Source organism: Streptomyces purpurascens (assembly GCF_045040895.1).
In the GTDB taxonomy this organism is placed as follows: Bacteria; Actinomycetota; Actinomycetes; order Streptomycetales; family Streptomycetaceae; genus Streptomyces; species Streptomyces purpurascens.
In genome coordinates this window covers 7,218,669-7,238,989 of record NZ_CP108341.1, presented here as the reverse complement: position 1 = coordinate 7,238,989, position 20,321 = coordinate 7,218,669, and the positions used below count along the sequence as shown (strand labels likewise).

Annotated in this window: 19 protein-coding genes; 7 read left to right on the top strand and 12 right to left on the bottom strand. The window is 71.7% G+C overall.

Annotation, left to right across the window (positions count from 1 at the left end; translation table 11 throughout):
* Positions 1–25 precede the first annotated feature (25 nt).
* Genes OHU35_RS32960 through OHU35_RS32950 form a run of 3 tightly spaced genes read left to right on the top strand, consistent with a single transcriptional unit; the run spans position 26 to position 3,617 of the window.
* Positions 26–874 carry an ABC transporter permease gene (locus tag OHU35_RS32960; protein ID WP_229872789.1) on the top strand — a complete coding sequence of 283 codons (849 nt, stop codon included), beginning with the start codon at positions 26–28 and terminating at the stop codon, positions 872–874.
* Positions 871–2,520, top strand: a complete 1,650-nt coding sequence (locus OHU35_RS32955) for a dipeptide ABC transporter ATP-binding protein (protein ID WP_405507892.1) — start codon at positions 871–873, stop codon at positions 2,518–2,520. The genes OHU35_RS32960 and OHU35_RS32955 overlap by 4 nt, the downstream gene beginning before the upstream one ends.
* Positions 2,517–3,617 carry an ROK family protein gene (locus OHU35_RS32950; RefSeq protein ID WP_405507890.1) on the top strand — a complete coding sequence of 367 codons (1,101 nt, stop codon included), beginning with the start codon at positions 2,517–2,519 and terminating at the stop codon, positions 3,615–3,617. Before OHU35_RS32955 ends, OHU35_RS32950 begins: the two co-directional genes overlap by 4 nt.
* Before the next feature lie 73 nt (positions 3,618–3,690).
* Here OHU35_RS32950 and OHU35_RS32945 read toward each other — a convergent pair whose 3' ends face one another.
* From OHU35_RS32945 to OHU35_RS32920, 6 genes are all read right to left on the bottom strand, one after another.
* The gene (locus tag OHU35_RS32945; RefSeq protein WP_189721915.1) at positions 3,691–4,647 is read right to left on the bottom strand and encodes an ABC transporter substrate-binding protein; all 957 of its coding nucleotides are present in this window, start codon (positions 4,645–4,647) and stop codon (positions 3,691–3,693) included.
* A gap of 63 nt (positions 4,648–4,710) precedes the next feature.
* The gene (locus OHU35_RS32940; protein WP_189721580.1) at positions 4,711–5,376 is read right to left on the bottom strand and encodes an ABC transporter permease; all 666 of its coding nucleotides are present in this window, start codon (positions 5,374–5,376) and stop codon (positions 4,711–4,713) included.
* Positions 5,373–6,071: an ABC transporter permease gene (locus OHU35_RS32935; protein ID WP_189721581.1), complete on the bottom strand. Its 699-nt coding sequence runs from the start codon at positions 6,069–6,071 to the stop codon at positions 5,373–5,375. The genes OHU35_RS32940 and OHU35_RS32935 overlap by 4 nt, the downstream gene beginning before the upstream one ends.
* A complete protein-coding gene (locus OHU35_RS32930) occupies positions 6,068–7,189 on the bottom strand; it encodes an ABC transporter ATP-binding protein (RefSeq protein ID WP_189721582.1) in 1,122 nt (373 codons plus the stop codon). Before OHU35_RS32930 ends, OHU35_RS32935 begins: the two co-directional genes overlap by 4 nt.
* Positions 7,190–7,255: 66 nt before the next feature.
* The gene (locus OHU35_RS32925) at positions 7,256–8,743 is read right to left on the bottom strand and encodes a HAMP domain-containing sensor histidine kinase (RefSeq protein WP_359888506.1); all 1,488 of its coding nucleotides are present in this window, start codon (positions 8,741–8,743) and stop codon (positions 7,256–7,258) included.
* Entirely contained in the window at positions 8,740–9,438 is a 699-nt protein-coding gene (locus OHU35_RS32920) for a response regulator transcription factor (protein WP_189721584.1), read from the bottom strand. Before OHU35_RS32920 ends, OHU35_RS32925 begins: the two co-directional genes overlap by 4 nt.
* A 152-nt stretch (positions 9,439–9,590) precedes the next feature.
* Between OHU35_RS32920 and OHU35_RS32915 the strand changes: the two genes are divergently transcribed.
* The 4 genes from OHU35_RS32915 to OHU35_RS32900 are packed head-to-tail and all read left to right on the top strand — an operon-like array spanning position 9,591 to position 12,690.
* Positions 9,591–10,931, top strand: a complete 1,341-nt coding sequence (locus OHU35_RS32915; RefSeq protein ID WP_405507886.1) for a ferric reductase-like transmembrane domain-containing protein — start codon at positions 9,591–9,593, stop codon at positions 10,929–10,931.
* 13 nt (positions 10,932–10,944) lie between these two features.
* Positions 10,945–11,358 (top strand): FMN-binding protein, encoded by a 414-nt coding sequence (locus tag OHU35_RS32910; RefSeq protein WP_405507884.1) that lies wholly within the window; start codon positions 10,945–10,947, stop codon positions 11,356–11,358.
* 4 nt (positions 11,359–11,362) lie between these two features.
* The gene (locus OHU35_RS32905) at positions 11,363–12,106 is read left to right on the top strand and encodes an FAD:protein FMN transferase (protein WP_359888509.1); all 744 of its coding nucleotides are present in this window, start codon (positions 11,363–11,365) and stop codon (positions 12,104–12,106) included.
* 41 nt (positions 12,107–12,147) lie between these two features.
* Complete coding sequence (locus OHU35_RS32900) at positions 12,148–12,690, top strand: MOSC domain-containing protein (protein ID WP_359888510.1); 543 nt, start codon at positions 12,148–12,150, stop codon at positions 12,688–12,690.
* 22 nt (positions 12,691–12,712) lie between these two features.
* Here OHU35_RS32900 and OHU35_RS32895 read toward each other — a convergent pair whose 3' ends face one another.
* From OHU35_RS32895 to OHU35_RS32870, 6 genes are all read right to left on the bottom strand, one after another.
* Positions 12,713–13,651: a Dyp-type peroxidase gene (locus OHU35_RS32895; RefSeq protein WP_189721589.1), complete on the bottom strand. Its 939-nt coding sequence runs from the start codon at positions 13,649–13,651 to the stop codon at positions 12,713–12,715.
* 126 nt (positions 13,652–13,777) lie between these two features.
* Positions 13,778–15,838, bottom strand: a complete 2,061-nt coding sequence (locus OHU35_RS32890; protein ID WP_405507881.1) for a beta-galactosidase — start codon at positions 15,836–15,838, stop codon at positions 13,778–13,780.
* Between the two features lie 29 nt (positions 15,839–15,867).
* Complete coding sequence (locus tag OHU35_RS32885; RefSeq protein ID WP_189721591.1) at positions 15,868–16,686, bottom strand: carbohydrate ABC transporter permease; 819 nt, start codon at positions 16,684–16,686, stop codon at positions 15,868–15,870.
* Positions 16,683–17,624, bottom strand: a complete 942-nt coding sequence (locus OHU35_RS32880; RefSeq protein ID WP_405507878.1) for a carbohydrate ABC transporter permease — start codon at positions 17,622–17,624, stop codon at positions 16,683–16,685. The genes OHU35_RS32885 and OHU35_RS32880 overlap by 4 nt, the downstream gene beginning before the upstream one ends.
* 12 nt (positions 17,625–17,636) lie before the next feature.
* Complete coding sequence (locus OHU35_RS32875; protein WP_405507877.1) at positions 17,637–18,986, bottom strand: ABC transporter substrate-binding protein; 1,350 nt, start codon at positions 18,984–18,986, stop codon at positions 17,637–17,639.
* A 23-nt stretch (positions 18,987–19,009) separates the two neighbouring features.
* Positions 19,010–20,068 (bottom strand): LacI family DNA-binding transcriptional regulator, encoded by a 1,059-nt coding sequence (locus tag OHU35_RS32870; RefSeq protein WP_359888524.1) that lies wholly within the window; start codon positions 20,066–20,068, stop codon positions 19,010–19,012.
* Between the last annotated feature and the right edge of the window lie 253 nt (positions 20,069–20,321).

Sequence of the window (20,321 nt, the reverse complement as noted above, 5' to 3'; positions counted from 1 at the left end):
TGTTTTTGCCGCGGGCCGGTGGGGGTTGTTCGCGCAGTTCCCCGCGCCCCTGAATGCGCGCTTCGCGCGCAATCGGCTGGCTGTGGCTGGGCTCGTGGTCCTCTTTCTGTTCCTGCTCTTCTGTTTCGTCGGGCCGTTGGTGTATTCCACCGACCAGACCCATACGGATCTCTCCCAGGTCAATCTCGCGCCCGGTGGGGCCCATTGGCTCGGTACGGACGCCGTCGGGCACGATCAGCTCGGGCGGCTCATGTACGGCGGGAAGATCTCGTTGCTCGTGGGGCTTGCCGCCGGGTTGCTCGCTACCGTCATCGGCACGCTGTGGGGGGCGATCGCCGGATACGCGGGCGGCTGGGTGGACGCCGTCATGATGCGGGTCGTGGACGCGGGGATCGCGATTCCCGCGCTGTTCATCCTGCTCGTGGTGTCCGCCATCACCGATCCGGGGCCGCTCGGGCTGGTCGGGATCCTCGGGGTCGTGTCGTGGCTGGTGCCCTCGCGGCTGGTGCGGGCGGAGACGCTCACGCTGAAGAGCCGGGACTATGTGCTGACCCTGCGCGCCATCGGCGGGACGCACGGGCGGGCGATCGGCCGGCACATCCTGCCCAACTCGGTGTCCACGATCGTGGTCGCGGCGACGTTCCAGATCGCCGACGCGATCCTGCTCGTGGCGTATGTGTCGTATCTCGGCCTGGGTGTCCAGCCGCCGGCGACGGACTGGGGCGGCATGCTGTCGGCCGGTCTGACGGCGGCGTACTCCGGACGCTGGTGGCTGATCGTTCCGCCGGGCCTCGCGATCATTCTCGTCGTGTGCGCGTTCAACGCGATCGGCGACGGGCTGCGCGACGCCTTCGACGTGAAGGGGCGTGCGTGAGCATCCTGGAGATCGAGAAGCTGGGCGTGACCTTCACGACCGACACCGGTGACGTGCCCGCCGTGCGGGACGTGTCGCTGCGGGTCCGGTCCGGGGAGACGCTGGCGCTGGTCGGCGAGTCGGGGTCGGGGAAGTCGACGGTGGCGCTGGCCGCGCTGGGACTGCTGCCGGGCAGCGCCCGGGTCTCCGGGAGCGTCACGGTCGACGGTGCCGAGGTCGTCGGCACGCCCGAGGCCGAACTGGCCCGGATGCGCGGCCGTACGGCCTCGATGGTGTTCCAGGAACCCGCGACGGCACTGGACCCGCTGACCCGGGTCGGCGCGCAGATCGCCGAGGTCGTGCGGAACCACCGGACGATGTCGCGCGCCGAGGCCGCCCGGGAAGCTGTGGAGCTGCTGCGCCGGGTGGGCGTTCCGGAGCCGGAGCGGCGGGCCTCGGCGTTCCCGTTCCAGTTGTCGGGCGGGCAGCGGCAGCGGGTCGTGATCGCCATGGCGATCGCCAACTCGCCGGGGCTGCTGGTCGCGGACGAGCCGACCACGGCCCTCGATGTCACCGTGCAGGCCGGGATCCTGGACCTGCTGCGGGGTCTCGCGGCCGACTCGGGCACGGGGGTGCTGCTCGTGACGCACAACATGGGTGTGGTCGCGGACTTCGCCGACCGGGTGGCCGTGATGCTGCGGGGCGAGATCGTGGAGACCGGGACGGTGGAGGAGGTACTGCTGCGGCCGCGGCACGAGTACACGCGGGGGCTGCTGGCGGCGGTGCCGCGCCTGGCGGTCGGCGAGCCGGAGGCAGGGCCGCCGCCTCCGGAGCGTCCCCCACAGGACGCGGTGGTCGAACTCCGGGACGTCTCCGTGCGGTTCGGGCGGGGACCCCGTGCCGTACAGGCCCTTGAGGACGTGTCCCTCACCGTCCGTCCCGGTGAGACGGTCGGCCTGGTCGGCGAGTCGGGGTCCGGCAAGTCGACGGCGGCGCGGGTCGCGCTGGGGCTGGTCCGGCCGTCCTCCGGCACGGTGTCGCTGTTCGGCGGCGATCTGCGCCGGGTGCGGGGGCGGCGCCGCCGTGCGCGGCTGTCCGGGGTCGGTGTGGTGCTCCAGGACCCCGTGGCCTCGCTGGACGCGCGGATGAGTGTCGCGGAGTGCGTGGCCGAGCCGCTGCGGGTGCACCGGCGGGGGATGCCGGCGGCCGAGCGGCGGGCGCGGGTCGCCGAGGTGCTCGAACTGGTGCGGTTGCCGAAGGAGGTGGCGGGCCGGGGACCGCGTGAGCTGTCCGGTGGTCAGCGGCAGCGGGTGAGTCTGGCGCGGGCGCTGGTGCTGCAGCCACGGCTGCTGGTCGCGGACGAGCCGACCAGCGCGCTCGACGTGAGCGTGCAGCGGACGGTGCTCGAGGTGATCGCCGAGTCGCAGCGCGAGCTCGGGTTCGCCTGCCTGTTCGTGTCGCACGATCTGGCCGTGGTGCAGGAGTTCGCCCGGCGCGTGGTGGTGATGCGGGCCGGGCAGGTGGTGGAACAGGGACCGACCAGGTCCACCCTGTCGCAGCCGGAGACGGAGTACACCCGGCGGCTCATCGCCGCCGTGCCGGTGCCGGATCCGGTGCTGCAACGGCGGCGCCGGGCGGCGGCCCTCGGGACGGGGGCCACGGCGTGACCGGCGCTGTCGAGGTCGTCGCCGGTGTCGACATCGGCGGCACCACCACCCAGGTGGTGCTGTGCGCGGCGGATCTCCGGGTCGTGGACCGCGTGGCCGTGCCCACCCCGGCGGCCGAGGGCGGCGGGGCGATGACGGACGCGGCGCTGGACGCCGTACGGCTGCTCCTCGGCCGCACGGCGGCGCGGTTGCTCGGCGTCGGGGTCGGTGCGGCGGGCGTGGTGGACGCCCGGGCCGGCCGGATCCTCGTGGCCAGCGACTCCTTCCGCGACTGGGCCGGTTTCCCGGTGACGGCGGCGGTCCAGGAGGGGCTGGGCGTCCCCGCGTACCTGGACAACGACGTCAACGCGTTCCTGCGCGGCGAGGCCGTCGGGGGCGCCGCCGCGGGTGAGCCGCACGTGCTCGGCATGACGCTCGGCACCGGGGTCGGCGGCGCGCTGTGGCTGGACGGCCGGCTGTACGACGGCCCGCACGGAGCGGCGGGCGAGATCGGCCACGTCCCCGGCTTCGGCGACCTGCCCTGCACGTGCGGGGGCCGTGGCCACCTGGAGACCTTGGCGTCGGGGCGTGCGATCGCGGCCAGGTATGCCGAACGGGTGGCGGGATCAGAGGTCGAGGGCGTCGATCGGGCCGGGCCACCCGAACGGGCCGAGGAAGCCGGCCGGGGGCAGCTTCCCGGCCGGGTCCGGGAGTCCGGCCAGGGGCGGGGAGCCGACCGGGCCGTGGGCCTCCGCGAGGCCGAAGCAGGCGGGCGGGCCGGGGAAGTCCGGCCGGCTCTCTCCGCCCGGGCTGTCGCCGAGCTGGCGGCTCGGGGTGACCAGGACGCCCTGGCCGTGTTCGAGGCCGCCGGGGTGGCCGTCGCCCGGGCCGTTCTGGTCACGGCCGGGCTGCTGGATGTGACCTCGTGCGTCGTCGGCGGGGGTGTCAGCCGGGCCTGGTCGCTGCTGGAGCCGCCCCTGCTCGCCGCCCTCGCCGCCGAACCGCCGGTCAGCGGCCACCCGGTGCGTGTGCGGCCCGCGCTGCTGGGCGACGACGCCGTGGCGATCGGCGCGGCGGCCCGGGCGCGGGCCGAACTCGGCGTGGGCAGCCGGGTGTGACCGTCGAAGGCAGGGGTGAACCGGGTCAGGCGTGATCGGAGTGCCGGTCACGCCTGACCGTCGGCCGGGCGGGTCAGGTCAGGCCCGCCGACTTCAGCCACTCCTTGGCCACGTCCAGCGGGTCCTGCTTCTCGAGCTGGACCTTCGCGTCCAGTTCGAGCAGCGCGGCCGTGTCGAGCTCGGCCGAGACCGCGTCGAGTGCCGCGGCGCCCTCCTTGGACAGCTCGCCCTTGCGGACCAGCGGCTGCACGTTCTGGAAGCCGAAGAGGTTCTCCGGGTCCTTCAGGACGACGAACTTGTCCCGGGCGATGGTCGGGTCGGTGGTGAAGAGGTCCGCGGCCTGCACGGTGTTCTTCTTCAGCGCCGTCTGGGTCAGCGGACCACCCGCGTCGAGCGACTTGAAGGACTTGAACTCCAGCCCGTACACCGACTTCAGGCCCACCAGACCCTGGTGCCGGGTCTGGAACTCCGGCGAGCCGCCGAAGTCCAGGTCCCCCGCGACGTCCTTGAGGTCCGCTATGGACGAGTCCGAGGTCAGCTTGTACTTCTTCGCGGTCTCCGCGTTGACCGTCACGGAGTCCTTGTTCTGGGCGGCCGACGGCTTCAGCAGCTCCAGCTTGGAGTCGAGCTTGCCGTCGATGGCGGTCGTGGTCTCCTCGACCGTCTTCGGCTTGGCCTTGGCGTCGAGGTAGGCCAGCAGGGAGCCGTTGTACTCCGGCAGCACGGTGACGCTGCCGTTCTTCATCAGACCGTACGTGGTCTCCCGGCTGCCGATGTTGGGCTTGTAGGTGACCTTGATGCCCTTGGCCTTGAGGGCCTCGCCGTAGATGTCGGCGAGCAGGATGGACTCGGCGAAGTTGTTGGAGCCGACGACGACGGCGCCGCCCTCCGCCCCGCCGCCCTTGAGCGGGTCGTCGGAGGTGCCGCCGGAGGAACAGCCCCCGAGAAGAGCTGCCGCCGCGGCCAGCGCGACCGCTGCCGCGCCGGGGTGCCTCGTGATGGACCGGGTGCTGCTCTTCCGTGTAGTAATCACCCACTGATCCAAGCCAGCGGATATTCGGTCAGTCAAGAGCAGCTTGGTTACCAATTGGCGTCATCTCCTGCGCACACCCGGCGACACCGCGACCCGGGCCGCCGCCCAGAACAGCGCGAGCGTGACCAGCGCGAGGACGGCCACCAGCGTCGCGCCGCCCACCACCTTCTCGTAGTCGCGCTGGTAAAGGCCGTCGACGATGTACCGGCCGAGGCCGCCCAGGCTGACGTACGCGGCGATGGTGGCCGTCGACACGATCTGGATGGCCGCCGAGCGCAGGCCGCTCAGGATCAGCGGCAGCGCGACCGGCAGTTCCACCTGGAAGAGGATCCGGGACTCGTGCATGCCCATGCCGCGGGCGGCGTCCACCGGCGAGGGGTCGACGGAACGCATCGCCTCGTAGGTGGTGACCAGGATCGGCGGGACGGCGAGGATGACCAGCGGGATCATCACGGGCAGCATCCCGAACCCCAGCAGGGTGGTCATCAGCACCAGCAGACCGAAGCTGGGCAGGGCCCGCCCGGCGGTGGCGACCAGGGACAGGGCGTTCCCGCCGCGCCCGTAGTGACCGGTGACCAGGCCGATCGGCAGTCCGATCGCGGCGGCGAGGAGCAGCGCCTCCAGGGTGTACTGGACATGCTCCCCGAGCCGGGCCGGGATGCCGTCGTAGCCCTGCCAGTGGGCGCTGTCGCTGAAGAACGAGTTGACGAAGTTGAGTACGTTCACCGGGCAGCGTCCTTAAGGGCGGGCGCCGGCTTGCGGCGGACCGTCCCGCTCGGCATCCACGGCGTCAGCAGCACGCGGACGAGGACCAGCAGTGCGTCGACGAGGATGGCCAGGAGCGCCGTGGTGATCACGGAGTTCCAGGTGAGCTCGGGCCGGTTGTAGATCTGGGCGTCGTGGAGCAGGTTGCCGAGCGCGCCCTGGTTGCCGATCAGCATGCCGACGCTGACGAGGGAGATGCTCGACACGGTCGCCACCCGCAGGCCCGCGATGATCGCCGGTACGGCGATCGGCAACTGCACCTGGAAGTACCGCCGTACCGGCCCGAAGCCCATGGCGGTGGCGGCGGCCAGGGTCTCCGGGGGCACCGAGCGCACCCCGTCGACGATCGCCGGGACGAGCACCACCAGGCTGTACACGGCCAGCGGGATCATCACGGTGAGTTCGGTCTGCCCCGTGTAGTCGATGAGCACGACGAAGAACGCCAGGGACGGGATGGCGTACAGGACGGTCGTCAGGCCGAGGACGGGCGGGTAGAGCCAGCGGAAGCGCACGCAGAGCTGGGCGATCGGCAGCGCCAGGAGCAGTCCGGCGGCGACCGGCAGCAGGGCCTCCCTCAGGTGCAGCCCGATCAGCCCGAACCAGCTGTGCTGGAGGTCGCTCGGGATGTCGAAGAAGTCGTGGAGGAAGTCGCTCATCCGGCGACCTTCTCGTCGTCGCGGCGGGCCTCGTGGGCGCTGCGGATCGCCTCGCCGATGGTCTGCTGGGCGACCACTCCGGTCACCCGTCCGCCGGCGTCCACGGCGACGGCCCAGCCGGTCGGGGAGAGCACGGCGCAGTCGAGGGCGGCCCGCAGCGAGTCGGTGCCGGGCACGAACGGCCGTCCGTAGGACAGGAGTTGGTCCGGCCTGATGTCCCCGGCCGCCAGATCCTGCGGCGCGCTCCAGCCGAGCGGCCTGCCGTCCGTGTCGGTCACCAGGAGCCAGGGGGCGTCGGGGGCCGCGATCTGCTCGGCGGTGGCGTCGGCCCGGATCACCGGGTCGGTCGTCAGCGTGAGCCCGGCGGACGGGAAGAACGACAGGCCCCGGATGCCGCGGTCGGCGCCGAGGAAGTCCTCGACGAAGGCGTCGGCGGGGTCGGACAGCAGCTCGGCGGGGGGCGCGTACTGGGCGAGGTGGCCGCCTTCACGCAGCACGGCGACCATCGTGCCGAGTTTGATCGCCTCGTCGATGTCGTGGGTGACGAAGACGATGGTCTTGCCCAGCTCGTCCTGGATGCGCAGCAGTTCGTCCTGGAGGACCTTGCGCACCACGGGGTCGACCGCCGAGAACGGCTCGTCCATGAGCAGCACCGGCGGGTCGGCGGCGAGCGCCCGGGCCACGCCGACGCGCTGCTGCTGACCGCCGGAGAGCTGGTACGGGTACCGCTTGGCGAGCGCGGCGTCGAGGCCCACGCGCTCCATCAGTTCGGCCGCACGGTCCCGGGCCTTCTGCTTGCCCCAGCCGAGCATGCGCGGCACGGTCGCGATGTTGTCGACGATCGTGCGGTGCTGGAAGAGGCCGGCGTTCTGGATGACGTATCCCATGGACCGGCGCAGAGTCGTAACGGGCTGCCGCTGGATGTCCTCGCCGTCGAGGAGGATCGTTCCCTCGCTCGGTTCGACCATCCTGTTGATCATCCGCAGGGTGGTCGTCTTGCCGCAGCCCGACGGTCCGACGAGGACGGTGATCGAGCGGTCGGGTATCTCCATGGAGAGCCGGTCGACCGCCACCGTGCCGTCCGGGTACCGCTTGGTGACTGATTCGATCCGTATCAAGGCGCCGGGGCCCTTCGGGTTGGCGGAGACTGTTGGCCATGGTCGTACGGGCTGTGCCGGACGAGTCTAGACCGCGGTGTTTTCCGGACTCTGGGCGGCCGGTGGCTCATTCCCGTTCCCGTCGAGCGGCAGGCGGACGGTGAAGGCCGTCGCCCCCGGCTCGCTGTCCAGCTCGATGCGGCCGCCGTGGACCCGGACCAGGGACTGGGCGACCGCGAGGCCGAGACCGCTGCCGCCGCGGTCGCGGCTGCGGGCCTTGTCGACGCGGTAGAAGCGGTCGAAGACCCGGGCCCGGTCGTCGGGCGGGATGCCCGGACCGGTGTCGGCGACCCGCACCTCGGCCGAGCCGGGCACGAGGCACACCTCCACCGACACCTTCGTCCCTGCGGGGGTGTGCACGGCGGCGTTGGTGAGGAGGTTGTCGACGACCTGCCGGATGCGCAGCGGGTCCATCCGCAGCCGCACCGGCCGCGGCCCCGCGAGCACGGTCAACGGATGGTCGGGGCGGCCCGCGCGGAAGGCGTCCGCGGCCTGGCGCACCAACTCGACCAGGTCGGTGTCCTCCAGTCGCAGCGGCGCCTCCACCTCCGCCGCGTCCAGCCGGGCGAGCAGCAGCAGGTCGTCCAGGAGGACGCCCATCCGGGCGGCCTCGGCGCGCAGCCGGGCCAGGTGCCGGTCGCGTTCCTCGGGGGCGTTGGCGGCGGCGTACTGGAAGAGGTCGGCGTAGCCGCGTACCGACATCAGCGGGGTGCGCAGCTCGTGCGAGGCGTCCGCGACGAACCGGCGCAGCCGCTGCTCGGCCTCCGCGCGCACGGCGAGGGAGTCGTCAATGTGCTCCAGCATCGTGTTGAAGGCGGTCCGCAGCTCGTCCACCTCGGGCCCGCCGTCCCGGCCGTCGGCGCGCAGCGGCAGCCGGGCGGCCGACTCGGTCAGGTCGTGCGAGGCGATGCCGTGCGCGGTGGACGCCATGTCGCTGAGCGGTTTCAGTCCGCGGCGCAGCGTCCTGCGGCCGAAGACGACCAGCGCGAGCAGCGCGGCCCCGAAGGTGACGACCTGGATGGTGATCAGCTGCCCGACGGTGTCCTCGATGTCCTCCATGGGCGCGGCGCTGACCAGGACGACCCCGGGCTCGACCTGGCAGGCGCGCAGCCGGTAGGAGCCCGCGCCCTTGAGGTGCTCGGTGCGCAGGAGTTCGGTGTGCGCGGCGGTCTGCGCCCGGGCCAGGGAGGTGAAGTCGTCGACGTCCTGCGGCAGGTCGGCGGGGTCCTCGGGCCTGCGGAGCTCGGGCGTGCCGTCCGACACGTCGTACACGGCGTAGAACCAGCTGTAGTACTTCTTGCCCGAGAGCGTGCCGTAGTCCGCGATGCTCTTGGACTGGGCGATCTGGGCCTGTGCCAGCTGGGTGTCGAGCTGGGCCGACAGGTAGTCCCGCATGTACGTGGTCAGGGCCGTGCCGACGACGGCGAACACGACCAGTGCCAGGGCGCCGAGGCCCAGCGCCAGCCGGGTGCCCAGGCGCATCCTGCGGTAGGTGCGCCGCAGTCTGGCGATCACTCGGAGGCCTGCCGCAGGACGTACCCGAATCCCCGCACGGTGTGGATCAGGGGCGCGCTGCCGTCGTCCGTCTCGTCGAGCTTGCGGCGCAGCCGGCTGACGACCAGCTCGACGACGTTGGAGCGGCCGCCGAAGCCGTACTCCCAGACGTGGTCGAGGATCTGCGCCTTGGTGAGCACGGTGGGCGACTTGCGCATGAGGTAGCGCAGCACCTCGTACTCGGTCGGGGTCAGCGACAGCAGTCGCTCGCCGCGCCGCACCTCACGGGTGTCCTCGTCCATCGTCAGGTCGCCGACCTGGAGCACGGACCGCTGGAAGGCGGGGCCGGCGCTGCGCCGCAGCACGGTCCGCAGCCGGGCCATCAGCTCCTCCACGGCGAACGGCTTGACCAGGTAGTCGTCGCCGCCCCGCGTCAGGCCCGCGACCCGGTCGGCGACGCCGTCGCGCGCGGTGAGGAACACCACCGGCACCATCGTCCCGGAGGCGCGCAGCCGGTCCAGGACGCCGAAGCCGTCCACGCCGGGCAGCATCAGGTCGAGCACCACGATGTCCGGGTGGAACTCGGCGGCCCGCTTCAGCGCGTCCTCGCCGGTGTACGCCGTGACCGCGTCCCAGCCCTCGTAGCGGGCGACGGTCGCGACGAGATCGGCGATGGGCGGGTCGTCGTCGACGACGAGGAGGCGTACTTTTTCCACCCGCTCATAGTGCTTCACCTGTCCCTCGCCTCCATAGCCGTCCGCCCCTTCGCGGCACGATCGATAAACACTTGAAAGTTGAGCGACAGTATTTCGACAGCTCCTCCGCGACAAGCTCGGTGTCCCAGGATCCGATCAAGGAGCTGCCGACCGTGACGACCCTCCAAGAACCTCCCGCGGCGACCCGCGCGGGCGTGCGCCCCAGAGTGGTGGGGCGCACCGGCCTGTACGCGCTGCTGCTCGCCAACGCGGTCATGGTGGCCGTGTTCTTCGTCCAGGCCGGCTTCGCCTCGAACACGCTCATCGTGCTGGGCCGGCTGACCGGGCTGTACGGTTCGCTGCTCATGGCGTTCCAGCTGCTGCTGGTGGCGCGGCTGCCGTGGTTCGACCGGCGGATCGGAATGGACCGGCTGACGTCCTGGCACCGCTGGACGGGCTTCTCGGTGCTGTGGCTGCTGCTCGCGCACGCGGTGTTCATCGTCTTCGGCTACGCGCAGTCCTCGTCCCTGGACCCGGTGAACCAGCTGGTGGACCTCGCCGAGACCGTCGAGGGCGTGCTGCGCGCGATCACCGCCCTGGCGATCATCATCGTGGTCGGCGTGGTCTCGGCCCGCTCCGCCCGGCGCCGGCTGGCCTACGAGACCTGGCACTTCATCCACCTGTACACCTACGTCGCGGTGGTGCTGGCGTTCACGCACCAGGTCGCGGCGGGCACGACGTTCACCTCGTCGTCCGCGGCGAAGACGTACTGGTACGCCGTGTGGGGCGGGGCCCTCGCCTCGGTCTTCGTGGGCCGTCTGGTGCTGCCGCTGTGGCGCAACCTCCGCCACCAGCTGCGCGTGACGGCCGTCGTCCCCGAGAACGACCACGTCGTCTCGATCTACATCGCGGGCCGCGACCTGGACCGGCTGCCCGCCCGGGCCGGACAGTTCTTCCTGTGGCGGTTCCTGACCAAGGACCGCTGGTGGCAGGCCAACCCGTTCTCGCTGTCCGCCGCCCCCGACGGCCGTACGCTCCGGCTGACCGCCAAGCGCGCGGGCGACGGCAGTGCGGCCCTGCGGCACCTGAAGGTGGGCACGCGCGTGTTCGCCGAGGGCCCCTACGGCGCCTTCACCACCCTGCACCGCACCCGACCGGACGCCGTGCTCATCGCGGGCGGCGTCGGTGTCACGCCGATCCGGGCCCTGCTGGAGGAGCTGCACGGCCACGCGGTCGTGATCTACCGGGTGGCCACGGACCAGGACGCCGTCCTCTACGACGAACTGCGCGACCTCGCGCTCGCCAAGGGCGCCGAACTGCACCTGGTCACCGGCCCGCCCGTGCCGGACCGGCTGGCGCCGGGGGAGCTCGCCCGTCTGGTACCGGACATCGCCGGCCGGGACGTCTATCTGTGCGGGCCGCCGCCGATGATGAACGCGGTGCTCGGCAGCCTGCGTGAACTCGACGTGCCCAAGGCGCAGATCCACTTCGAACGCTTCAGCCTGGCCGGATGACGAGGAGATATTCGTGAAGCGAGCCATACCCGTCCTCGTCCTGAGCGTCGCGGGCCTGATCCCGGTCTGGCGCTACGCGCCCTCGCACGACACCGGGTCGTCGTCGACCGTCACGGAGGCCGCGGCGCCGGCGTCCACGCCCTCGGCCTCGTCGTCGGGCGGAACCACCTCCACGGTCGTCTCGGGGTCCACGATCGACACCGAGAAGGGACCGGTGCAGGTCGAGGTCACCTTCGACGGCGACAAGATCGCCTCGGTGCGGATGCTGCAGCAGCCGAACCACCCGCAGACCACGGCCGCCGTGCCCCAGCTGATCGAGGAGACGCTCCAGGCGCAGAGCGCCGACATCGACACGGTGTCCGGCGCCACGGTCACCAGCGACGGCTACAAGGAGTCGCTCCAGGCCGCCATCGACGCGAAGGGCTGACGGAATGCGGCGCGTCGAGCACGTGATGGGGTTCCCGGTGTCGGTCCGCATCGACGACAAGGGCTTCCCCGAGGCGGCGCTGGACGGCCTCTTCGCCTGGCTGCACGAGGTCGACGCGCGGTTCAGCCCGTTCCGGCCGGACAGCGAGGTGTCGCGGCTGGACCGCGGCGAGGTCTCCGAGCCCAGCCCGGCGCTTCGGGAGGTCCTGGACCTGTGCGAGGAGTACCGGGTCGCGACCGGGGGCGCGTTCGACGTACGCCTGCCGGGGCGCGGCCTCGACCCCTGCGCCGTGGTGAAGGGCTGGTCGGTGCAGAAGGGGGCGGAGCTGCTGGCGGCGGCCGGGGCACGTCGCTTCTGCCTCAACGCCGGCGGGGACGTGGTCGCCGCCGGCGGCCCCTGGCGCGTGGGCGTACGGCATCCCGAGCACGCCGACCAACTCTGCACGGTCCTGGACCTCACGGACCGGGCCGTCGCGACGTCCGCCCGCTACGAGCGCGGCGACCACATCATCGACGGACGTACCGGGCGCCCGGCGACCGGACTGCTCAGCCTCACGGTCGTCGCCCCCACCCTCACCGAGGCCGACACCGTCGCGACGGCGGCCTTCGCGCTGGGCGCCGAGGGCGTCGAGTGGGCGGCGGCCCGGGAGAACTGCGAGGTGTTCGCGGTGGACACCGGAAGCCGGGTCCTGCGGTCGGCGGGGTTTCCCGTCGCGAGCGAACGGACAGCCGCCGCGTCGGCGGGTTAGGCTCCTGAGAGATCACTGCCGAACGGAAGGGGGCCGAAGGCATGAGCGCGACGGTGACGGCGGTCAGCAGCAACGGCGAGTACTCGTTCACCAAGCCGAACCGGGACAGCATCACCCTGCTCGCGGGGCTGGGGGTGGAGGGCGACATCCACGCGGGAGTGACGGTCAAGCACCGTTCGCGGGTCGCCCAGGACCCCACCCAGCCGAATCTGCGCCAGGTGCACCTCATCCACGAGGAGCTCTTCGCCGAGGTCGGCGACGCGGGCTTCGAGGTGGCACCCGGCGCACTCGGGGAGAACATCACCACACGCGGCATCGACCTGCTCGGCCTGCCGGCCGGCACCCTGCTGCACATCGGTGAGGCCGCGGTGGTGGAGGTGACGGGCCTGCGCAACCCCTGCCTCCAGATCGACGCCTTCCAGGACGGGCTGCTGAAGCAGGTCGTCGGCCGCGACGAGGCAGGCCGGATCGTGCGCAAGGCCGGGATCATGAGCGTCGTACGGGAAGGCGGCGTCGTACGCCCCGGCGACACCATCGAGGTGCGGCTCCCCGCCGAACCGCACCGGCCGCTGGACCGCGTCTGAACGAGCCCTGGTGACGGGCCTGTCAGCCCTCGGGCAAGGCCTCCAGGAAGTCCGCCGGCGGCACGAAGAACAGGCTGCCGGTGACGGCCCGTGAGTAGTCCAGCAGCGGGTCGGGCCCCGCGCCCGGCCCGCCGAGGTACATCTTGCGCAGCATCGTCTCGGGTATCCGGGGCGTGCGCGCGTAGGCCACGAAGTACGTGCCGAACTCCCCGTGCCCCGGCCTGCCGAACGGCATCGCCGAGCGCAGGATCTTCTGCTCCGAGCCGTCCGGGCCGAGGACGGTGTTGACGTCCTTGTGGGAGCCGGGCGCGTCCAGTTCGAGGTTGGTGAGCTTGGTGCGGCCTATCACCTTCTCCTGCGCCTCCACGGCGAGGGCCTCCCACGCGTCCACGTCGTGCAGGTACTTCTGCACCATCGCGTAACTGCCGCCGCGGAAGCCGGGATCCTCCTCGCCGACCAGTGCCGCGTCGGCCGCGGGCGGGCCGACGGGGTTCTCGGTGCCGTCGACGAAGCCGAGGAGGTTGCGCGAGTCGAAGTAGGCGAAGGCCTGTGTCTCGTCCCGCACGGTGACCGCGCCGCGCAGCCGCCGTACGAGCTCGGCGGCGAGGGCGAAGCACAGGTCGGTGCGGGCGGCCTTGAGGTGGAAGAACAGGTCGCCCGGCGTGGCCGGGGCATGGTGCCGGGGCCCGGCCAGCTCACGGAACGGGTGCAGTTCGGCGGGCCTGGGGCCGCCGAACAGCCGTCCCCAGGCCCGGGATCCGACCCCGGCGACACAGCCGAGACCGCCGTCGGGACTGGGGAAGCCCACGGACCGCACCAGGCCCGCGAGGGAGCCCAGCGCCTCCCTTACGGCGGCCTCCCCGCCGGGTTCGATCGTGGCGACCAGGAACACCGCGATCGATGCCGGCGGGCTCAGCAGCGGCTGTGGCAGCGTCTCTCCCGGGGGCAGCGGTGACGTCATGGCTTCCCATCCCTTCGCCGGCCGACACGGCCCGCCCGCTCCCCCTCCGGGGCGGCGCGGCCCACGCCCCTGACACGATGCCCAGCGAACAGGCGGCCGGAACTCCCCGGCCGGGAAGGATGGTTGCTACAGCGCGTCGTCCTGAAGCACCTTCACATCCCAGGGGCCGAGCGGCACCGTGTCGCCGTAGACGGTCTCCGACAGCACGTCCCGCACGGCCGCGGGCACCGGCACGGACACCTCGTCCCACGACCAGTTGTGCAGGAAGCGCACGCGGCGGCCGTCCCGGGCGGTCGCCGAGGTGGCCGTGACGCTCGGGTGGGCGGGGCGCCAGGCGCTGTCCGGGGCGTACCGGTCGAACAGGGCCCGGGCGAAGACGGGGTCGGGCACGGTGCCGACGTAGGTGATGCGGCCGGCGCCATGGCGGTGGCTGGTGACCGCGGGCCAGCGGCCGAAGTGCGGGTGCGTGTACGCCGCCAGCGTCTCGGCGCCCTGCGGCCGCAGTCCGTCCGCCCAGTGCAGGGCGTGCGCGTCGGCCGGGAGGGGGAGGGCGTCGGTGCCGGTGACGGGCAGCGGGTCGCGCAGGTTGCTGAACTCGTCGTACGTCACCCCGGCGGCCTCGGCCAGGCGGCCCGGCTGGAGGTCGGTGCGGGCCCTGGCCTCGGTGTCGCCGTAGCCGGTGCGGGGGCCGAGGACGAGATGGCCACCGGCCTCGGCGTAGGCGCGAAGCCGGTCCAGGACGGAGTCGTCGGCGGCGTAGTAGCCGGGGACGACCAGGACGGGCGGCAGGTCGGCGTCCGCGAGCTGCCCGGGATGCAGGACGCGTGCCTGGAGTCCCGCGTCGAAGGCGCCGCGGTAGAAGGCGTCGAAGAGCGTCTCGTACGACCTCCCGTCCGGGTTTCCGTCGGCGTCGGCGAGCGGCGGCTGGCCCTTGAGCGCCCACTTGCTGGGCCCGTCGTACAGGAAGGCCACGTCGGCGTCCGGGGTGAGGGCCGACACGAGGTCACCGGCCCTCTCCAACTCCGCGCCCAGTGCCGCCAGTTCGCGATAGACGCGGCCGGGGCGCCCGTTGTGCGGGAGGATGCCGCCCCAGTAGGTCTCGGTGCCGAAGTGCAGGGTGTGCCAGTGCCAGTACTCGATCATCGAGGCGCCCCGGGAGATCAGCGCCCAGGCGGCCTGGCGCCACTGGCCGTCGTAGGCGGGGCGGTTGTCCCACGGCCCGCTGATGGCCTGCGCGTTGGTCTCGGTGACCAGGTAGGGCTCCTGGCGGGAGGAGTACATGCGGTCGGCGCTGCGGTACAGCGCCCAGGTGCCGTTGGTCGTCCAGTGCTGCCCGTCGCCGTTCACGTCGGGCAGGGCGAGGGCATCCTGCATCGTGTAGTACGGGTTCCCCGCGGTGACGTCGAGACGCTCGGTGAGGCGGTCGTCCTCGACGCCCTGGCGGTCGTAGGAGATGCACGTCGTGACGAACTGGCCGGGGCGGGCGTACTCACGCACGATCTCGGCCTGCCAGGCGATGAACTCGGTGGTGAGCCGGGCCTGGAAGCGCCGCCAGGCCAGGTCGTACTGCGGCTGGGCGTTGCCGTCCGGGGTCCACAGGTCGGCCCAGGTGGACAGCCGGTGGGACCAGTAGACCAGGCCCCATTCGCGGTTGAGGGTCTCCACGTCGCCGTACCGCTCACGCAGTTCGTCGGTGAAGCGCTGGAAGACGCCGTGGTTGTGGAAGAGGTGCAGGCCCGGTTCGTTGTCGACCTGGAAGCCGATGACCGCCGGGTGGTCGGCGTACCGGCCGACGACCTTGCGGATGATCCGCTCGGCGTGGAAGCGGAACGCGGGGTGGGTGAAGTCGACCTCCTGGCGGGCGCCCCAGCCGAGGCGCTCGCCCGTGCGGGACTCGCCCGCGATCTCCGGGTACTGCCGGGCCAGCCACGGCGGCACCGCGTACGTCGGTGTCCCGAGGATCACCGAGATGCCCCGCTCGTGCGCGCCGTCCAGGACCGGCTGGAGCCAGTCGAGGTCGAAGCGGCCGTTCTCGGGCTCCCAGGTGGACCACACCGACTCGCCGACGCGGATCACCGTGAACCGGGCCTCGGCCATCAGGTCGAGGTCGTCCTTGAGGCGCTCGTACGGCTGGTACTCGTGGTAGTAGGCGGCACCGAACAGGACGCGTCGGGGCAGCTCGAACATGGCTCTCCTTCAGGTGGGTTGGCGGGAGGTCATCCTTTGACCGCGCCCGTGGACAGGCCTTCGAGGAGCTGTTTGCGCAGCAGCACGAAGAGGGCGACGGCGGGCAGGACGGCGAGGACGGCTCCCGCGAGCACGAGGTCGTACTGCCGCTGCTCCGACACGAACAGGGTCTGCAGGCCCAGCGGCAGCGTGTACTGGGAGCTGTCGGAGACCAGCACCAGCGGCCACAGGAAGCTGTTGTAGCTCTGCAGGAACTGCCAGACGGCCAGGGCGCCCAGCGAGGGCCGCAGCAGCGGCAGCACGATGGTGCGGAAGATGCCGAACTCGCTCGCCCCGTCGATCCGGGCGGCCTCCAGCACCGAGTCCGGGACGGACTGCACGATGTACTGCTGCATCATGAAGATCCCGAACGCGGGCGCCACCCACGGCACGATCAGCGCGAACCACGGGCTGCCGAGCCCGGTCTTCACGAGGATCACGAACAGCGGCACGAGGATCACCGCGAACGGGATCGACAGCGAGCTGAACATGACGTTGAACAGCAGCCGCTTCCCGGCGAAGCGGAACTTGGCGAAGCCGTAGCCGGCGAGCGCGCAGACGAAGACGGACACCGTGGTGGCGACGACGGCGACCACCGTGCTCATCAGGAACCAGCGGCCGAAGGGCTGCTCGGTGAGCAGGGTGCGGTAGTTGTCCAGGGTGAACGGGTCGGGGACGAGCTTCGGCGGATAGCCGAAGATCTCGCCGCGCGGCTTGAACGAGCCGCTCAGCGCCCACAGCAGCGGGGCGAGGAAGCCCAGGAACAGCAGGACCAGTACGCCGTAGAGGGGCAGGCGGGCGCGTGTCATGAGGTGGCCCTCCCGATGCCGAGGAGACGGTTGATGAGTTGGCTGAGGCCGAAGACGAGGACGAAGAGGACGACGGCTGCGGCCGCCGCGTAGCCGAACTGCTGGCGCTGGAAGGCGGCCCGGTAGATGAACATGGTCACCGAGAGCGTGGACTCGGCCGGTCCGCCGCCGGTCAGCAGATACGGCTCCTCGAAGATCTGGGCCGCGCAGATGAAGGACGTGACGACGACGAACGCCGTCACCGGCTTCAGGGCCGGCAGGGTGACGGTGGTGAACGTACGCAGCCGGCCTGCTCCGTCGATCGCGGCGGCCTCGTACAGCTCCCGGGGCACGTTCTGGAGCCCGGCGAGGAAGAAGACGGTGAGGTAGCCGGTCCAGCGCCACAGCATGACCAGGGCGATGCTCACCTTGGCCACGGTCGGATCGCCGAGCCAGTCGACGCCGCCGGTGCCGAACAGGGCCCGCAGCACCGCGTTGGCGAGCCCGAACTGCCGGTCGAAGATCAGGCCGAAGACCAGAGCGACGAGGATCGGGGAGACGACGATCGGCACGAAGTAGGCGGTCCGCCACAGGTCACGCGCCCGCAGCCCCCGGGTGTTGAGCGCCTGGGCGATCAGCAGCGCGAGCGGGACGATGACACAGACCGAGACCAGCACGAAGACCGCGGTGTTGCCGAGGGCCCGGTGGAAGCTGATGTCGGTGGCGAGCAGCCGGTAGTTGCGCAGCCCCACCCAGTGCGGGGTGCCTAGCCCCACCCACTCGGTGAGACTCAGCCACAGCGAGACCCCGACCGGGACCAGCATGAACAGGACGTAGAGGAGATAGAAGGGGGAGATGAAGAGGTAGGGCGCCCAGGTTCTGCGAGGGCGGTGCGCCGCGCGGTCCGGGCCGCTGTGCTGGTGCGTGATGCCGGACGGTCCGGTGACGGTGGTGGTCATGTCGTCGTCCTCCTAACGTCCGGCCTGGTCACGAAAATCCGCCGCGGTCTGCTTCAGGGCCTGCCGTGGGGTCAGGCTGCCGCGGTAGGCGCGCAAGAGGTTGCCCGCGAGGACGTCGTAGAGGATCGACTGGTCCGGGCTCTGGTGGAACGGGGGCACGTCCGGGAGCAGCGAACGGTAGAGGCCGAACAGCCGCTGGCCGCCGCAGAATTCGTCTGTGTACGCACCCAGACGCGGATCCTCGTACACGGACCGCCGCGTGGGCAGATAGCCGGTCTCGGTGAACCGCCGCACCTGACCCTCGTGAGTGAGCCACGTCCTGAAGAGGAACTCCGTGGCCGCCCGGGTGTTGGCCTTGTCCTTGATGACACCGAAGCCCGTCCCGCCGAGCGCGGCGGTCACGCCGCCACCCCCGGCGAACCGGGGCAGGGCACGCACGCGCCACTTGCCCTTCTGCTCGGGCACGTTGGGCAACAGGCCGTAGTTCTTGTACCAGATGGCCATGGGCAGACCGATGACCCGGCCGCTCTTCAGCGCGGTCTGCATGGCGGCCCCGTAGTAGTCGGCCACGTCGATGACGAACCCGCTGCGCAGCCCCTCGCAGAGGAACCGCAGCACCTCCTCGGCCTCCGGCGAGTCCAGCCGCAGCTTCCCGTCGGCGTCGAAGAAGGCGCCACCGCGCTGGTAGAGCAGCATCTGGAAGGACTGCACGACCTGTCCCGGGTCGCTGCCCACCGTGGAGACGACGCACATCGACGCGTTGTGGTCCCGGTGCACCCGGGCACCGGCCTCGGCGAACTCCTCCCAGGTCTGGTCGCCTTGAAGGAGCCCGTACTCGTCGAAGAGGTCCTCGCGGTAGAAGTACACGACCATCGGGGTGTCCGAGTCGAAGGCGTAGACCTGGCCGTCCCTGCTGAAGGGGGCGGTACGGGCGGGCAGCAGGTCGTCCTTCAGGCCGGGCACGGCCTCGATGTCGGGCGTGAAGTCGTGCAGCAGCCGCTCGGCGATGTCGCCGCGCAGCATGCGCGGGAAGCTGCCGATCTCGAAGCCCACCAGGTCGGGTGTGCCGCGTCCCGCGACGGCCTGGGCGAGGAGCTTGGTGACGATGTCCGAGGGCCCGGAGCGGGTGACCTTCAGGTGGTAGCGGAAGTCGGTGGCGCGGTCGGCCTCCGGGACGCCCTTCACGAAGAACGCCTCGTAGCCCGGGTCATGGGTCCACAGGGAGAGGGTGACGTCGCCGGAGGTGCGGGGCGTCGTGTCGCCCGCTCCGCAGGCGGAGAGTGCGGCGGCCGTACCGAGGCCGAGGGCTCCGCGCAGCAGGGCGCGGCGGGTCGGAGGGGCAGGGGACGGTGGGGTGTACACACGTGACTCCTCACGTGGTGCGGCTACGGGCGGGGATGCGGGGGGCCCGGATCGCGTACCGGGCCGGTGGAGGCCCGTACGGTCAGCTCGACCGCCTGGTCGGCGGGTTCGGCCGGTGCGGCTCGGCCCTCGATGAGGGCGATCAGTACGTCGACGGCGCGGTCGGCGACGGCGGCGAAGTTCTGCCGGACGGTGGTCAGCGGCGGGGAGAGATAGGCGGCGGCGGGGATGTCGTCGTAGCCGACGACACTCACGTCACCGGGGACGGCGCGGCCCGCGTCGGCGAACGCGCGCAGGGCGCCGATGGCCATGTCGTCGTTGGCGGCGAAGACGGCCGTGACATCGGAGAGTCCGGCGAGCTGCCGTCCGGCGGCGTACCCGGAGGCCGGGCTCCAATCGCCGGGTGACGGCAGGGGCGGTTCGGGTGCGCCGGCGGCGGCGAGGGCCTCGCGCCAGCCGCGCAGACGGTCACGGGCGGCCCACCAGTCCTGCGGGCCGGGCAGGTGCCAGACGGTGCGGTGCCCCAGGGACAGCAGGTGCTCGGTGGCGATCCGGGCGGCCGCGATGCCGTCGCCGCCGACCACGGCACAGGTGCCCTGGGCGAGTTCCACGCCCTCGCCGACGCTGACCACCGGCACATCGGAGCTGAGCCTGAGCGGCGTGCCGTCGTCGATGGGCTCGGACAGCACGATCCCGTCCACGCCCTGCTCCAACAGCGCGTCCACGGCGACCGAGACCTTCTGCCCTTCCAGGGTGCTGGCCAGGGCGACGGAGTACCCGGCGCGCTGCATCGCGCGTTCCAGGGCGATGAGCAGGGTCGACGGGCCGTAGAGCGAGCTGCCCAGCGAGACCACGCCGATCCGGCGGTAGCGGCCGAGGAGCAGGGCGCGGGCCGCGGTGTTGGGACGGTAGTCCAGTTCGCGGATGACCCTCAGGACGCGGTCGCGTACCTCCGGGCTGACATGCGGCTCGCCGTTGACGACCCGCGAGACGGTCTTCTGCGACACCCCGGCGGCCCGCGCGACCTCGGTCATGCCGGGACCACGACGGCGACGGCCGCCTTCGGCTCCGGTCGTCGTCATGAGGGCTCCCAGGGGTGGTGGCACCGGCGTGGACTACGTAGTCAGCCATATCCCGCTGCCGGTAAGGGCTCGCATGACTACGTAGTCACGCCAGTGTGGGAGTCCCGGCGGACGGCGTCAATGACCCGGACGGAACCGATCCACGACGCCCCATTGATTGATCTATTCAGCATCTCTAGCATCACTCGGTGGCTCCATTCACCCCTCCCTCTCTGGCCACGGGGTCACGGGCCTCGCGCCCGCGGCACCCGGA

Coding starts and splice junctions, on each gene's coding strand:
- OHU35_RS32935 (WP_189721581.1), bottom strand. CDS start 6,071: ATGAGCGACTTCCTCCACGACTTCTTCGACATCCCGAGCGACCTCCAG.
- OHU35_RS32905 (WP_359888509.1), top strand. CDS start 11,363: ATGCGGCGCGTCGAGCACGTGATGGGGTTCCCGGTGTCGGTCCGCATC.
- OHU35_RS32900 (WP_359888510.1), top strand. CDS start 12,148: ATGAGCGCGACGGTGACGGCGGTCAGCAGCAACGGCGAGTACTCGTTC.
- OHU35_RS32895 (WP_189721589.1), bottom strand. CDS start 13,651: ATGACGTCACCGCTGCCCCCGGGAGAGACGCTGCCACAGCCGCTGCTG.
- OHU35_RS32890 (WP_405507881.1), bottom strand. CDS start 15,838: ATGTTCGAGCTGCCCCGACGCGTCCTGTTCGGTGCCGCCTACTACCAC.
- OHU35_RS32885 (WP_189721591.1), bottom strand. CDS start 16,686: ATGACACGCGCCCGCCTGCCCCTCTACGGCGTACTGGTCCTGCTGTTC.
- OHU35_RS32880 (WP_405507878.1), bottom strand. CDS start 17,624: ATGACCACCACCGTCACCGGACCGTCCGGCATCACGCACCAGCACAGC.
- OHU35_RS32870 (WP_359888524.1), bottom strand. CDS start 20,068: ATGACGACGACCGGAGCCGAAGGCGGCCGTCGCCGTCGTGGTCCCGGC.